This is a genomic window from Chitinophagales bacterium (genome assembly GCA_020636495.1).
GTDB lineage: Bacteria > Bacteroidota > Bacteroidia > Chitinophagales > Chitinophagaceae > UBA5543.
In genome coordinates this window covers 2,971,809-2,986,469 of sequence record JACJXQ010000008.1, presented here as the reverse complement: position 1 = coordinate 2,986,469, position 14,661 = coordinate 2,971,809, and the positions used below count along the sequence as shown (strand labels likewise).

The window sequence follows — 14,661 nt, the reverse complement described above, 5'->3', positions numbered from 1 at the left end:
TCAGGAATTACGAGGCAGAGAGAAACGTTGCAGAAGTGATTCACCCCAAAAGAATTGATCACATTACAAACAGGCGGACTTGTTCGCCTCGGGGGTGTTTTATTTCTAAACAAGTTTTAAAAAAACGATACGACAAACGACTAATGATCAGTATTAAGAACAAAGAAAACGAAGAGTGTCTTTTGATGCTTGTGGACATGAAAGGCAAGATATATTGCGAGACCTACATGCAACCCAATGACAAACTTACATTAGATATTAAAGATCTGCTTTCAGGTATTTATAACCTGGTATTCAAAACAGAGACTACCAGCCACATACAGCAAATAGTTAAATATTAAATGCCCGATAGCTATGCTACCGGGCATCGTTAGTTATATGCTAGCAGCTGTGCTTAAAAGGCCCTGTTGATACCTACAACATACCTGAACCCGAAATAGTCGGGATTGGCATTCGGTGGCCTGTTCAGGAAGGCAGGTACATCAAACCTCAACGTGAGCGGGTGCGCTTTAGTAAAGTGCCACCATCTTTTTATGGTCATAGCCATTCCTAATCCGGCATCGGCACGAATGCCGCTCCATTGCGTGGTAGGTGTTGCATCCCAGTAATTGGCCAGATTGCCTGCATAGCTTAGTTCTATCATACCTGCATCTGCAAATGCATACAGGTCTACGCTCAGCCATTTGCGTGTGAATTTCGGCCTGAAAGGTATGTACTTGTCAAAACCTACTTCTACATTGGCAGCCACGCCGCTACGGCCTTTATAGCCTACAAGTACGGTACCCTTCCTTTGTTCTGCTACCAGGTACCCGGCATAGCCGCGCAGGTTCATTCCGCCACCTGCCTGGAAATGGTTGGTCTCGTATTTAGACATACCGCGCCACTCGTCCGGTACTACAGCATTGTTGCGGGTATATTTATTATCCATCATCTCTTCAGGATTAGCTCCGGATAGCCACAAAGCACTTTCGTACGGTATAATATTACCCGTTCCATAACGGCCGAAGAGCCTTGTGCGGATGTCCAGCTTGTCCAGCCTGTTGTAGTTCTGTACTTTCAGTTGCAGGTAGCTGTAGTTAAAACTGTTGTTGCCGGTAAGGAAGGGTGCTCTTGCCGACAGATTGAAATACCCTGAGCCACCTATGTATTTGAAGTCGTGCTGCCATGACATGTTCAATGACGAATTAGGCCTTGCACGCATGCTGCTCCATTCATTGTTGTAAATCAGGTAGTCTATATCAAAATTCAGGCTGCGCCACATGGTTTGTGCATAAAAACTCAGTGTGTTTCTTTTATTTACTTCCCAGCTCAGCCCCCCGCGGTGATACCACAGTCCGTCCAGCAGTTTGCTTTTCACATGTACCTGTAGTTTGGGGTAGAACCTGGTTATCGGAGATTCGTAACTGATATTATAGTTCAGGGGAACATACCTGTCGTACCAACCTTCGTTGTCGTAACTCTGGTATTGTCCGTATTGCAGTATATGGGTATTCCACCATAAGGAAGCGCTTACTTTGTGCATCGTATGCATATAATCACCTTCCATGTGTATGCCTGCTTTAAAGCCGTCTACAGGGTTCCACCACAGGTCCGGTCGCAGGTAGGCATGGTTATGATGCCTGTCCAGTGGACTCGCTGCACCTACGTCGGGCTTAAGAATGGTTGATTTGGGAGATAGCGGCATGTGGCGACTTTTATAGTTGTCTATTGCATACATATCCGCCAGCCTGTTTGACGTGTCTATCTGCACGTTCTTTATACCCGAAGGTATCTGCACATGCGCATCGTAGGTCTTGTCCCAATTGCCCCAGCCATACCATTTGTCCAGTATTATTGCGTCCGTCTCTTTCTCAAACCACGTGTTGGGTATATGGTAGCTGTGTTTGCTGCCATCTTTTGCGGTTACTGTAAAGTCTATCGGCATCTGCATCTCCCCGTTGCGGACGAAACGGATCGAGAAACTGTCATTACCTTCAATTTTCCTTATACCTTTTATGCCATAATCCAGGCGTTTGGTTGTTTCCAGCCATTGGTCAAAGAACCAGTTCAGGTCAACATGAGTATACTGTATTATTGATGTGCGGAAATCGTCGAAGTAAGGATGTGCAAAGCGCCATTGTTTAAAGTAGTTCTTCATAGCATGAGAGAACAGGCTGTCGCCTAAGGTGTATTGCAGGTTATACAGCATAGTCGCTGTTTTGTAGTATACCAGCCCGTAGCCATTCTCGTGGTGCAATGCATTGCCAAAGTCGTTTGAGTGTGTATTCAGCGGCATATCATCGCCATTCAGCGCATCATAAATATAGCGTGTGTACACGCGCAGGTCGCGGTAAGTGCCGGGGTAATAAGCCAGTTTTGAGCGTAGTTTTTCAGGCTTCTTTGAAATGGTATCACCCTCCAGCCGTGTTAGCCCCCATGCGGTAAGAAATTGAGTAAAACCTTCGTCCAGTGATGCACGGTATGTTTCATTATTACCCACCATGCCATAAAACCAGTTGTGTCCTATCTCATGTACCAGCAATCCCTTATAGCCCGGGCTACTGCCGCCATCAAGTGTCAGCATGGGGTATTCCATTCCGTCAGCAGCATCTGCAGCTACCATTTTAGGATATTGATATTTACCGAAGTCTTCAGAAAAGGTTTTAATGATCTGCGCCACATAGCTGGCCGATGTCTGCCAGCCACGTGCATGAGGCTCTTGAACCAATCCTACGCACTCAATACCGTTCCAGTATTCCGTATTGATACGGTACGATGGGTCGGCTGTAAAGGCAAAGTCGTGTACGTTGATGGCTTTGAACTTCCATGTTTTACGTTCACCTTTTTTATAGGGAGTTATGATAGAGGGAGCTTCGTTCCACTTTTTGTCTTTGAAGTTTTTCACGTCCAGTTTTTCGCGCAGTTCTTCGGGTAACACTTCTTTGCGGTTTTGTATCGCTCCTGTTGCCTCTACTACATAATTCGATGGAAAATTGAGTGACACATCGTATTGTCCGAAGTCGCCGTAAAATTCTTTATTCAGGTGCTGGTAGGTATCCCAGCCAAACTTACGGTCGTACACGCACATTTTAGGGAACCATTGTACACCGTTGTAGTGCATAGCGCCCCAGGCATCGTACATTTTCATGCGTCGTCGGGTATCGCCGTTGTCCCAGTAAGTAGTGAACTTCATGGTGAAAGTAGTTTTGCCACCCGGCAGCAGAGGTTTGGGCAGGTAAACTTTTAGTATCGTATTGTCCAGATCCAGTTCTACATTCTGGCCATCAACCTCTATTTCTTCTACCACGCAACCCAGGCCTTCCTGCTCATATTCGCCTAGTTTTGGTTTCACCTTGTTGGCAATTTCCAGCCTGTGCAGGTACGAGCCTTTTACAAAAGCATTCTGCCACAGGTGAAAATATACATATTGCAGTGTGTCCGGTGAGTTGTTCCAATATTCAAGCTTTTCGCCCGCATTTATCGTGTGCTTTTCTTCATCTATCCTTGCGTCTATGGTATAATGTACATCCTGCTGCCAGTATGCGGCATCCGGCTTGCGGTTCTGCCAGTACATCTTGTTTTTCGTTGAGCGGTATTCGTTGTCGTTTTGTGCGTGTAAACTTGCCGGAATGATGACAATCAAGACCAGCAGCAGTAAATTCCTCATAATTAGCCTGAATATAAGGCCTGAAAATACAAATAAGTTGGCATAAGCACCCTAACGCATAGCGGGGGATATATAAAAATGTAATGATTGGCTATACTGCTATAAATACTAACAGTTACCTGCCTATATGGAGGTTTGTTATTTTTGAATATCAATAAACGGGACTTTCATGGCACTGACAGATACACAACCTACTACAAGAAAGCAGGAGATTTACAACCGGTACCTGCAACTGCTGGATACACATATTGCAGAGCTAAAGACAGGTATGGCAGAAGACACCTTGAAAATTGAGGATTTTGCACAGGCGCTGTTCATTCATCCCCGCCACCTGAGTAATACTATTCACGAGTTAACAGGGGATTCGCCTTGTAGTATGTATGAAGAGCGGCTGATGAAAATATCTCGTGAATTGATACTGGAGACGGATGATTCTATTGCATCTGTTGCCCGCCACCTGATGTATGATCCATCCAATTTCTCAAAATTCTTTAAAAGTTATGAAGGTGTAACGCCGAAACAGTTCAGGATAATGAACAGAACAAAAAATCTGAACTAAACACCGTGTTCAGGCAAAATAATATGCCCACATTTGTGATCTTGGATTAAAAAAACAATTACGATGAACAAAATAGCATTAGTAACAGGCGGTAGCCGCGGACTAGGTAAAGACATGGCTATTGCATTGGCAAAGAAAGGAGTAGACGTAATACTAACCTACAAGGCCAATAAGACTATGGCTGACGATGTGGTCATGGAAATAAAAGCAATGGGTGGCGAAGCTGCTACCCTGATGCTGGATGTTGCTGATGTCGCGTCTTTTGATGCTTTCCTGGGCAAGGTGAGCAGTATATTAAGATCGGTATGGAATACTGATAAATTTGATTTTCTCATCAATAACGCGGGTATGGGGACTACTATACCCATTGCACAGGTTACTGAAGATGCCTTTGACAGGCTAATGAACACGCATTTTAAAGGCGTTTATTTCCTGACACAAAAGTCATTGCCAAATATGAATGATAACGGTTGTATTATTAATATCTCATCAGGTACTACAAGGTTCTGCGTGCCGGGATATTCTGTTTATTCTTCACTGAAATCAGCCGTGGAAACTTTTACAAAATACGTAGCCAAAGAGGTAGGCGAGAGAGGTATACGGGCCAATGTAGTTGCACCCGGGCCAATAGAAACAGACTTTAATGGGGCTGCAATACGCAATAATCTACAGATGAAAGCATTCCTCAGCGGTCAATCACCTTTAGGAAGGGTAGGGCAGGCAGATGATATTGGCAGTGTAGTAGCTTTCCTATGCAGTGATGATGCCAAATGGATCAATGCACAGCGTATAGAAGTAAGTGGTGGTATCAATGCATAATACACCGAATTAACGTAATAATAAGAAGCCGCTATTTGTACAAAATGGCGGCTTTTATTATTTTAACGGTATAGTAATTGTGAAACTAAAAATAAAGAGATGGGAAAATTTGTAGTAAGTACCCGTAAGAACGGAGAATTCCAGTTTAACCTGAAAGCCGGCAACGGGCAGGTGATACTGAGCAGCGAAGGCTATACCACCAGGGCTGCATGCGATAATGGAATTGAAAGCGTTAAGAAGAATGCTTCGGAAGATAAACGTTACGAAAGGCTGGAAGCAAAGAACGGTAAACAATACTTTAACCTGAAAGCCGGTAATGGCCAGGTAATAGGCACCAGCCAGATGTATGAGGATAAGTCGGGCATGGAAAATGGTATTGAGAGCGTGAAAAAGAACGCGCCCGATGCTACTGTAGAAGATGAAACAGCTTAATAACTGAACAGAAGATATGCAAGCGGGTACCTTAGGGTATCCGCTTTTTTATTCCAATTCCTCAAGTGTGGCAGGCGGTGAAAGGAAGTATTTCTTACAACTATCACCGACATAACCATAATAAAAGTTGGTTTGCTGGTTGTACAGTACCAGGTACGATCCTGCATTAATGCTGAAAGCATATTCAGTATCTCCGGTTTTTAACCTGCCTGATACCTCGCAGGGTAATACGTCATAGAAATAATGCCATTGTTGCCCGTCAATCGGTTTGAAGTGGTTGAGTAATTTTGATGCGGTAAGGCTATCCATTGTCCATGTACCGCATATGCCATTATAAGTGGCGGAGTCAATGGAACGGTTCTTGCTACTGATGCTTATATTTAGTATCGCGGTGCCGTTCTTATTTAGGTCAGGGTGCCCGTCTGTGTTATCTTCTATATCTATCTTATCTCCGAAAAACCTTGGTTGTTTGTTCAGCAGCAGGTCCAGTAACATCTTTACACGTGCCAGCTTTTCGCGTATCATCACTTTTACCTGGAATTTTGCGGGTGGGTCTTGTGCATTATATGCTATGGCTTTTATGCCTCTGCTGTTGGCAATAAATAAAGCACGCTCGTTATGAAAACGTTGCGAGATAATAATAGCGCCATCTGTGCCAAAAACGGCGTTACTTCTTACTACACTGTCCAGCGTACGGAAACCGGCATAATCCAGGAATATCCTGCTTTCGGGTACGCCTGCGGCTATAAGGTCTTTTTTCATGGTAGCAGGTTCATTGTAGTTCATCTTACGGTTATCGCCACTTACAAGTATGAAATCTATTTTGCCTGCTTTGTATAGTTTAACTGCAGCCTCTATCCTGTATTTATAATAGAGGTTGATGCGCCCGGTAGCTACATATTTTGATGTGCCCAGTACTAAACCCACTTTGGCGTGCTGTATGGTGCGGATATTATCATGTATCTGTTTTTTTACAGAATAAGAGACATAAGCATCAATACCAAACACCAGTATGATAAGCAGTAGTATCGCTACCAGAAAATATTTGAACAAACGTCTCCCCATATGCTGAGATAAAGGTAGGTAAATTTAGTCCGTACTGCTTATTCGCCCACCTGGTTAAGTAAGGACTGTGCTTCGCCTTTTTTGGTGGAGTTTTCCTGTATCAGGCTGTTGAGCAAAGTGCGTGCCTGCATTTTTTCATCCATAGCTATGTGGCATTTGGCAGCCATGAATGTTGCGGCATCTTTCTGGTTAGACTCAGGGTCGTACATAACCTTCTGGTAAAGTTTAAGTGCCTTTTTATACTTGCCTTCATTAAATGCTTCGTCTCCTTTTGGTATACCGCTACGTGCTGTACCCAGTTCGATTTTCTTTTTTTCGGGTTCTGCTGTTTCTGCGGCTTTCGGTTGTGTTGTATTTTTGCTACTATACTCGCTGGTTACCGTTGGGCCATAACTGTTGCCTGCTCTTGCAGGTTCGTCTGCGACCAGTGAGGTCTTTGTGTTTACGGGTTTGTCAACTGTAGCTACAAGTTTCTTTTTATCTTCTTCAGCTTTTTTAGCTGCAGCCAGTTTTGTTTCAGCCAGTTTTTTATCGGCTTCTTTTTTAGCAGCCAATGCTTTGGCTATTGAGTCTTTTGATGGTACTGCAACCAATTTTTCCGGTTTTGCTTCTGTAGCCATCTCAGTGGCAGTTTCCACTCCCGGTTCAACAATATCTGCTATCGCATCCTGTGCAGGTGTGGCTACAGTGTCTCCCATAGCAACTGCATTGCTGTCTTCTAATGGGCGGTATACAACTTCCGGTTCCGGCTCAGGAGTTACAGTTACCTGCTCGGCCAGTTGGTCATTATCTCCTTTGGGGAATATGCTGTCACGCATGAACCACATAATGCATACAGCGACTACGAGGCTGGCCGCCAGCGAGAGTGGTTTCCATGGTATATGAACAGCTTTTTTCTCTTTTTTCTCCGGTTCGGTAGAGTAAGCACCGGCTTTGATAACAGGTTTTGTTTTGGTTACCTGCTTTATTTCCTGGTTGGAAACACCAAAATGTTTCGCAATGAAACTGTCGTCCAGCTTTTCCATACCTGCAATTGCCGCAGGATTCTTCGCAGACATAATTCCCTCCAGTGCGTCGCTGCAGAAAGGGCAACTCAGCAGGTGTACCTCTACGGCATGGCACTCTTCATGCACCATTTTGCCGGTGGCATAACCTTTCAACTGCCTTGGACTAAGGCAGGCGCTGGGCTCAAAAATATGTTTCAACTGCTCTTTACTCATGTTTCTTTTCTTCCAACAGTCCCGCTAATTTTATTTTCAGGTTCCTTTTTCCGTTCTGTATGGCGCTTTTTACAGTATTCAGGTCATAATTGGCCTGTCGCGCCACTTCAGCATAACTCATCTTTTGCAGATAGAAATAACGTATACATATACGCTGTTCTTTGCTCAGTTCCTGTATGGCTGCTTCCAGTTCGTTCAGAAATTGCTCTTCTTTTACCTTTTGATGCCATTCATCCTCAAATTCCATATTTTCAAGAGGCACTTCTTTATCTACAACCGGGTTGTTTTTACGCAATATCATATAACAGTGGTTTTGCGCCACTTTATATAGCCAGGATTTAAAATGTGTTATATTATGCTTCTTAAGCTCTTCCAGTAGTTTGATGAATATTTGCTGGTTGGCATCTTTGGCAGCTTCTACATCTTTCAGGTATTTCAGGCAAACACCGTACACCAGGTGCGAATAACGGTCGAACAGGCTCGCAAAGGCGAGATGCTCGTTGCGCTCAGCATAACGGAGGACCAGCTCCTCATCAGATAATTTCCTGTAGTCCTGGGTTGCCAATATTTTGTAATGTGTTTCTTTGTTCGGACTAAAGATAATAGATTAATTGTTAATTGACTATAAACAAAAGGCTACTATTTACCATGGCTGTATAACATCATGATTAAAACCTATGTTTTTAATGCCCGAACTGCTATATTTGCACCCTTAATTTAAATAACATAATATATATATGGAAATGTTTTACCTCGTACCGGCTTTTGGATTGCTGGCACTGTTGTTCACAGTAGTTAAAAGCTCATGGGTGAGCAGTCAGGATGCAGGTACAGACCGCATGAAAGATATAGCCAAACACATTGCCGAAGGTGCTATGGCATTTCTGAAAGCTGAATACAGGGTGATGATCTACTTCGTAGTGATAGCTGGCCTGTTGCTTGCTTTCATGGGTTCCAGCAACCCCAAATCAAGCCCTGCTATCGCACTGGCGTTCGTTATCGGTGCTGTATTTTCTGCGCTGGCAGGTTTTATTGGTATGCGAATAGCTACTAAGGCAAATGTACGTACAGCTAATGCTGCACGTACTAGTTTCAGTAAAGCACTGGCAGTATCATTCAACGGTGGTGCTGTGATGGGGATGGGTGTTGCCGGCCTGGCTGTATTGGGCCTGGGTAGCTTATTCATTATACTGAAAATGATCTTCGCACCAGAGGCAAGTGTAAGCAGCGAGGAAATGGAAAGAACCATCGAGGTGCTGACCGGTTTCTCACTGGGTGCTGAAAGTATCGCGTTGTTTGCCCGTGTGGGTGGTGGTATCTATACCAAAGCTGCCGACGTAGGTGCTGACCTGGTAGGTAAGGTAGAAGCAGGTATTCCTGAAGATGATCCGCGTAACCCTGCAACTATTGCAGATAACGTAGGTGACAACGTTGGTGACGTTGCCGGTATGGGTGCCGACCTGTTCGGTTCATATGTAGCCACCGTTCTGGCTACGATGGTTCTGGGCCGTGAAACTACTTCTGTCGACAACTTCAATGGTTTTGGTCCGATATTGTTACCTATGCTTATTGCAGGTATAGGTATCGTTTTCTCTATAATAGGTACATTCTTTGTGCGTATTGCTGAAAATACAGCCGTTGGTACCGGCCCGGTTCAAAAAGCGTTGAACATGGGTAACTGGGGGTCTATGATATTAACGGCTATTGCATGTTATTTCCTGGTGATGTATATATTGCCTGAGAGCATGGAACTGCGTGGTCGCACATTCTCTAATACAGAAGTATTTGGTGCTATCATGATAGGCCTGGCTGTAGGTGCGCTGATGAGTATTATTACTGAGTACTACACCGCTATCGGTAAGCGCCCTGTAAACAGCATCATCCGCCAGTCTGCTACAGGACACGCTACTAACGTAATTGGTGGTCTTGCTATTGGTATGGAAAGTACTTTCCTGCCTATACTGGTATTAGCAGGTGGTATATGGGGCTCTTTCGCTATGGCAGGCCTGTATGGTGTGGCTATCGCTGCTGCCGGTATGATGGCAACAACGGCTATGCAACTGGCTATCGATGCATTTGGCCCGATCGCGGATAATGCAGGTGGTATTGCAGAGATGAGTGAACTGCCTAAAGAAGTTCGTGAAAAAACAGATGCGCTGGATGCTGTAGGTAACACAACTGCTGCAACCGGTAAAGGTTTTGCTATCGCTTCTGCTGCACTTACAGCATTGGCTTTGTTTGCAGCTTACGTAGGTGTGGCCGGCATTGATGGTATCGATATATACAAGGCTGATGTACTGGCTATGTTGTTCGTAGGTGGTATGATACCTTTCATCTTCTCTTCACTGGCTATACGTGCCGTGGGTGAGGCTGCTATGAGTATGGTGGAAGAGGTTCGCCGCCAGTTCCGCGAGATACCGGGTATTATGGAAGGAACAGGTAAGCCTGAGTATGATAAATGCGTGGCTATATCTACCGGTGCTTCTATCAAGAAGATGGTATTACCGGGTGCTATCACTATCCTGGCTCCATTGTTGGTAGGTTTTCTGGTAGGCCCTGAGGCGCTGGGAGGTATGCTGGCAGGTGCAACCGTTAGTGGTGTGCTGATGGGTATGTTCCAGAATAATGCCGGTGGTGCCTGGGATAACGCTAAGAAATCTTTTGAGAAAGGTGCAGATATCAGTGGAGAGAAGCACTACAAAGGTTCTGACGCGCACAAAGCGTCTGTGAGTGGTGATACCGTGGGTGATCCGTTCAAGGATACATCAGGCCCTTCTATGAACATCCTGATCAAGCTGATGTCTATCGTAGCACTGGTTATCGCCCCAACCCTGGCAAGTATGAATGGCAACAGCCACGAATCTGCTAAAGCGCCTGTTAAACAAGAGGTGAAAATGACAGATAATAAAACTTCAGTTGTTACTGTTAAATGATAAAATATACTAATATTGCAAAGCCGTAGAATTTTTCTACGGCTTTTTTTATGTAGTACTAACACTTTGTACCAACGTTGCGTCTTGTTAGTAGAAAACGATATTGGAAAATGCTAAAAATCAATACAATGAGAAAATTCCTACTATTTATGTTAGTATGTGTGTTCAGCGTACCGACATATGCACAATTGAACTGCAGCAATGTAAATGCCGCAATTAGCCTGAGTGCCAGTGGAGCTACTGCCACGCTTACCAATAGCAGCGTACCTACCGCAAGTAGCACCATTTATACATTCTACACCATTAATTGGGGTGATAATGTGACTACTTATGCATATAACACTAATGCTAACCAGCAACATTCATACACTGCCTCAGGTACCTATACGGTGACGTTGTATTCAGATGTGCTGGATTCTGTAAATAATATACGCTGCCTGGATACAGCTACAGCCAATATCAGTGTTACCGTTCCTCCGTTGAATTGTAACAACGTAAACGCAGCTTTGTATGTTACTCCCCAGGCCGGTGGTACACAGGGCCGCCTTACTAATAACAGTACACCTACGGGAGGCATGAACCTGTCTACCCAATTTGAGATAAAGTGGGGTGATGGTAATACTACCTATACTTCCAGCAAGGCAACACAGGTGCATACTTATACCGCTAATGGTAACTATATTGTATGGCTGAAGATCACAGCACATGATTCTGCCAATAATATTACATGCGTAGATTCTATGCAGGACTCTGTTTCTATTACCGGCTTCGGAACCACCCTGAACTGCAGCAGCGTAAATGCGGCGTTTACTAAAACGACAAGTGGTGCCAGTGTTACGCTGGTTAACAACAGTACACCTAACATTGGTTCAGGCATAACAGCAGTATATACTTATTATTGGGGTGATGGCTCAAGCACAGTGAGGACGAACAAAAATAATACTTCACACACTTATTCATCATCGGGTGCTTACACCATTAAGCTGGTTGCCGGGTATACGTATCAGAATATTTATTGTGTTGACAGTACAATGGACAGTGTTAATATCGTTATCAATGTACCTAATATCATATCCGGTAATATATGGGTAGATTCTACCAGCCAGTTGGATAGCTATAAAGTATGGCTGATCACTTTCGATTCAAATACTAATATACTGGCTGCAGTTGATTCTCAGAATGTTGCCGTAGTGGCAGGCTCTGGTTATTATGTATTCGCTAATAAGAGCGCACGCAACTATCGCACCAAAGCGGCTCGTCTGAATGGCCCGACATCCGGTACAGGTTATGTACCCACTTATCATGATTCGAGCCTCTTGTGGAGCAGTGCGAATGTGATTGCACATAATGGTGGTAGCACACTGTATAAGCATATTTATATGAAGAAAGGTACTGTTACAAGCGGACCGGGATTCATCGGCGGTAACGTACTGCAGGGAGCTAATAAAGGAACAGCAAATGGTATTGAAGGTCTCAATATCCTGTTGATGGATGCTAACGACAATATTATTACCTACGCGGTAACCGATGTCAACGGCGATTATCAATTTCATAATCTGCCTGTAGCAAGCTACAAGGTGTATCCTGAAGATCTTAACTACGCTACAACACCATACGTTGTAAATGTGACAAGTGCCAAGCCTTTCCACCAGGCAGTAAATTTTGAACGTTCCAATAGCAAAATGACCATTAATCCATTGGTTACAGGTATTGCTGATGTGAACAATAAAGAACTGTTGTTGCAGGTATATCCTAATCCTGCACATGATGTAGTAACGATCAGTTGGGGTGTTTATACTGACGATATGGCGAATATTACCATTTCAGATATAAGCGGTAAAAGGGTATTCAGCACACAAACAAATATGAATCAGAATGCTGTGATAAGTGTAGATGGCCTGCAGACAGGTTTCTATTTCATGAATGTAAGTACCGGCTTTGGTAGTAATACACAGAAGCTGATAATTAAATAGTAATAGCTCTGAGTCTTTGTGGCTTACTCAACCCGTACTGCTGGCAGTACGGGTTTTTTTACTTATAGCAAACTAATTTCCCATTTTGTATGTCTTCTAGTAATACTGAATTCTATTTATCATTCTTAAAATTAACCTATGAAAAAACTTTTGGCATTTATGGTGGCTTTGATATTATGTCAGCCTGCTTTTGCTCAAACCCCTTGCGGTCATACCGTTAACTGGACGAACATTTCCAGCGGCACTAACAAAGTCCTCAAATTAGATATCACAAATGCCCAGATGTCGGGCGTGCAAAAGATGCATCACAGCATTTATTGGGGCGACGGGAATAGCACCAATTATGGTGTTTATTCAACATCAAACTCAGTGAACCATGCTTACCAATCTTTAGGAACCTACAATGTGAAATTAGTGGTCACGGTTGTTGATTCTACAAACCAGTCTTTAATATGTGCAGATTCAACAATGATCGCAGTTAATATGTATTCTACCAATCCGTGTAGTGTGTACATAAGTGCAGTCAATGATACTTCCAATAATGGGAATGTTACTTTTTCGGTCAGTGCTCCTCCCAGTGGCAGTAATGTGACATACAACTGGAGTTTTGGAGATGGGTCTTACGGAACAGGAAGTTCGGTCACTCATACATATACAAAGTATGGACAGTATTATGTTACATTGTATTATTCCAATGGGTATTGCAGCGCAACCCGAAACATAACAGTATATCCTCTGAATGGATGTAAAGGGCTTGGCAATATGATGACCTCAACTGTGAATACCAGTACACTCACAGCAAGTTTTATGGCCAACTCACAACTTTCACTGGGTTGGGGCAAACACATGTATTACCAGTGGAATTTTGGTGACGGAAGTTCTACCGGTTCTTCTATGAGCAACGCTAATATAAGTCATACCTACAGTATTAATGGTAACTATACAGTTGGCTTGATCACAACAGTAGTAGATACAGCTACAAATACTGTACTATGTGCAGATACAACAGCCCGAAATGTTCAGGTAGGCTCAAGCAATGGTATATACGGTTTTGTTCAGAGAGATACTCTGTTGTCACCTCTATCTGCAGATTATAAGATTTGGTTGATAAAATTCGATTCAGCGACAAATAACCTTTATGCGGTCGACTCCTTGAGCATGTCGAGTATATACGAGCGCACATACTTTGCGTTCACTAATAAAACAGCCGGTAAGTACCGCCTGAAAGCTGCTGTTACCAATAATCCTACCACCGGCACTGTCAGCATCCCCACTTACTCTGACTCAAGTCTGTTGTGGAGTAATGCCTATGTTGTAGTTCACACCCAGAGTACAGTACAGGCTGATATCTATATGCGTAAGGGGGTGCCGGTAAGTGGACCCGGGTTTATAGGTGGTAATGTCTTACAGGGCGCCAACAAGGGGACCTCTAATGGCATTCAGTATGTAAACGTACTACTGATGGATGCCAATGATAAAGTAATCACATATGCAGTTACCGATGCGAACGGTGAATACAAGTTCCATAGTCTACCTTTAGGTACTTATAAAGTTTACCCTGAAGACATGGGTTATGCTACGACTCCGTACGTTTTGGATGTTAATACCGGCAATCCCTTTATACAGTCTGCAAACTTTGAACGCTCAGAAAGCAAAATGACGATCAAGCCATTAACGACAGGCATTTCAGATGTTAATAGAAGCAACCTCACCTTTAAGGTGTCTCCCAATCCGGCACAAGACGCAGTGACAATAGCATGGGGCAAATATTCCGAAGAAAAGGCGAATATTACCATTACAGATATAAGCGGTAAAAGGGCATTCAGGACAGAGGTAAATATGAATCAGAATACCTTGATAAAAATAGATGGTCTGCAAACAGGCTTCTACTTCATGAATGTAACTACAGATTTTGGTAATACTACACAGAAGTTGATTGTCAGATAATAATTTGTGAATACTGCAATATCCTGAACCGCAAAGGCACAACCTTTGCGGTTTTTTTATTTTTTTA

11 protein-coding genes are annotated in these 14,661 nt (G+C 43.6%); 7 read left to right on the top strand and 4 right to left on the bottom strand.

The window, feature by feature from the left end:
* The first annotated feature begins 143 nt into the window (after positions 1–143).
* Positions 144–341, top strand: a complete 198-nt coding sequence (locus H6550_13315; protein ID MCB9047107.1) for a T9SS type A sorting domain-containing protein — start codon at positions 144–146, stop codon at positions 339–341.
* 53 nt (positions 342–394) lie between these two features.
* On the opposite strand, the gene H6550_13310 is transcribed toward H6550_13315, so the two are convergent.
* On the bottom strand, positions 395–3,646 hold the full coding sequence (locus H6550_13310; GenBank protein MCB9047106.1) for a M1 family peptidase: 3,252 nt from the start codon (positions 3,644–3,646) through the stop codon (positions 395–397).
* Positions 3,647–3,815: 169 nt separating this feature from the next.
* Here H6550_13310 and H6550_13305 point away from each other — a divergent pair, with 169 nt between their 5' ends.
* The 3 genes from H6550_13305 to H6550_13295 all read left to right on the top strand — a co-directional run bounded on the left by H6550_13305 (position 3,816) and on the right by H6550_13295 (position 5,456).
* Positions 3,816–4,205, top strand: coding sequence for a helix-turn-helix transcriptional regulator (locus tag H6550_13305; GenBank protein ID MCB9047105.1), 390 nt, complete (start codon positions 3,816–3,818; stop codon positions 4,203–4,205).
* Positions 4,206–4,268: 63 nt separating this feature from the next.
* On the top strand, positions 4,269–5,024 hold the full coding sequence (locus H6550_13300) for an SDR family oxidoreductase (GenBank protein ID MCB9047104.1): 756 nt from the start codon (positions 4,269–4,271) through the stop codon (positions 5,022–5,024).
* 99 nt (positions 5,025–5,123) lie between these two features.
* Positions 5,124–5,456: a YegP family protein gene (locus H6550_13295; GenBank protein ID MCB9047103.1), complete on the top strand. Its 333-nt coding sequence runs from the start codon at positions 5,124–5,126 to the stop codon at positions 5,454–5,456.
* Positions 5,457–5,504: 48 nt separating this feature from the next.
* Here the strand turns inward: H6550_13295 and H6550_13290 are convergent, their stop codons facing one another.
* From H6550_13290 to H6550_13280, 3 genes are read right to left on the bottom strand one after another with little or no spacing between them, the layout of a single operon-like run.
* Positions 5,505–6,521 (bottom strand): YdcF family protein, encoded by a 1,017-nt coding sequence (locus tag H6550_13290; protein MCB9047102.1) that lies wholly within the window; start codon positions 6,519–6,521, stop codon positions 5,505–5,507.
* Positions 6,522–6,559: 38 nt separating this feature from the next.
* Complete coding sequence (locus tag H6550_13285; protein MCB9047101.1) at positions 6,560–7,741, bottom strand: tetratricopeptide repeat protein; 1,182 nt, start codon at positions 7,739–7,741, stop codon at positions 6,560–6,562.
* Positions 7,734–8,306: a sigma-70 family RNA polymerase sigma factor gene (locus tag H6550_13280; protein MCB9047100.1), complete on the bottom strand. Its 573-nt coding sequence runs from the start codon at positions 8,304–8,306 to the stop codon at positions 7,734–7,736. Before H6550_13280 ends, H6550_13285 begins: the two co-directional genes overlap by 8 nt.
* Positions 8,307–8,478: 172 nt before the next feature.
* Here H6550_13280 and H6550_13275 point away from each other — a divergent pair, with 172 nt between their 5' ends.
* The 3 genes from H6550_13275 (at position 8,479) to H6550_13265 (ending at position 14,594) form a co-directional block, all read left to right on the top strand.
* Positions 8,479–10,674: a sodium-translocating pyrophosphatase gene (locus H6550_13275; GenBank protein MCB9047099.1), complete on the top strand. Its 2,196-nt coding sequence runs from the start codon at positions 8,479–8,481 to the stop codon at positions 10,672–10,674.
* A gap of 128 nt (positions 10,675–10,802) precedes the next feature.
* A complete protein-coding gene (locus H6550_13270) occupies positions 10,803–12,647 on the top strand; it encodes a T9SS type A sorting domain-containing protein (GenBank protein MCB9047098.1) in 1,845 nt (614 codons plus the stop codon).
* A gap of 138 nt (positions 12,648–12,785) precedes the next feature.
* Positions 12,786–14,594, top strand: coding sequence for a PKD domain-containing protein (locus H6550_13265; protein ID MCB9047097.1), 1,809 nt, complete (start codon positions 12,786–12,788; stop codon positions 14,592–14,594).
* The last annotated feature ends 67 nt before the right edge of the window (positions 14,595–14,661 follow it).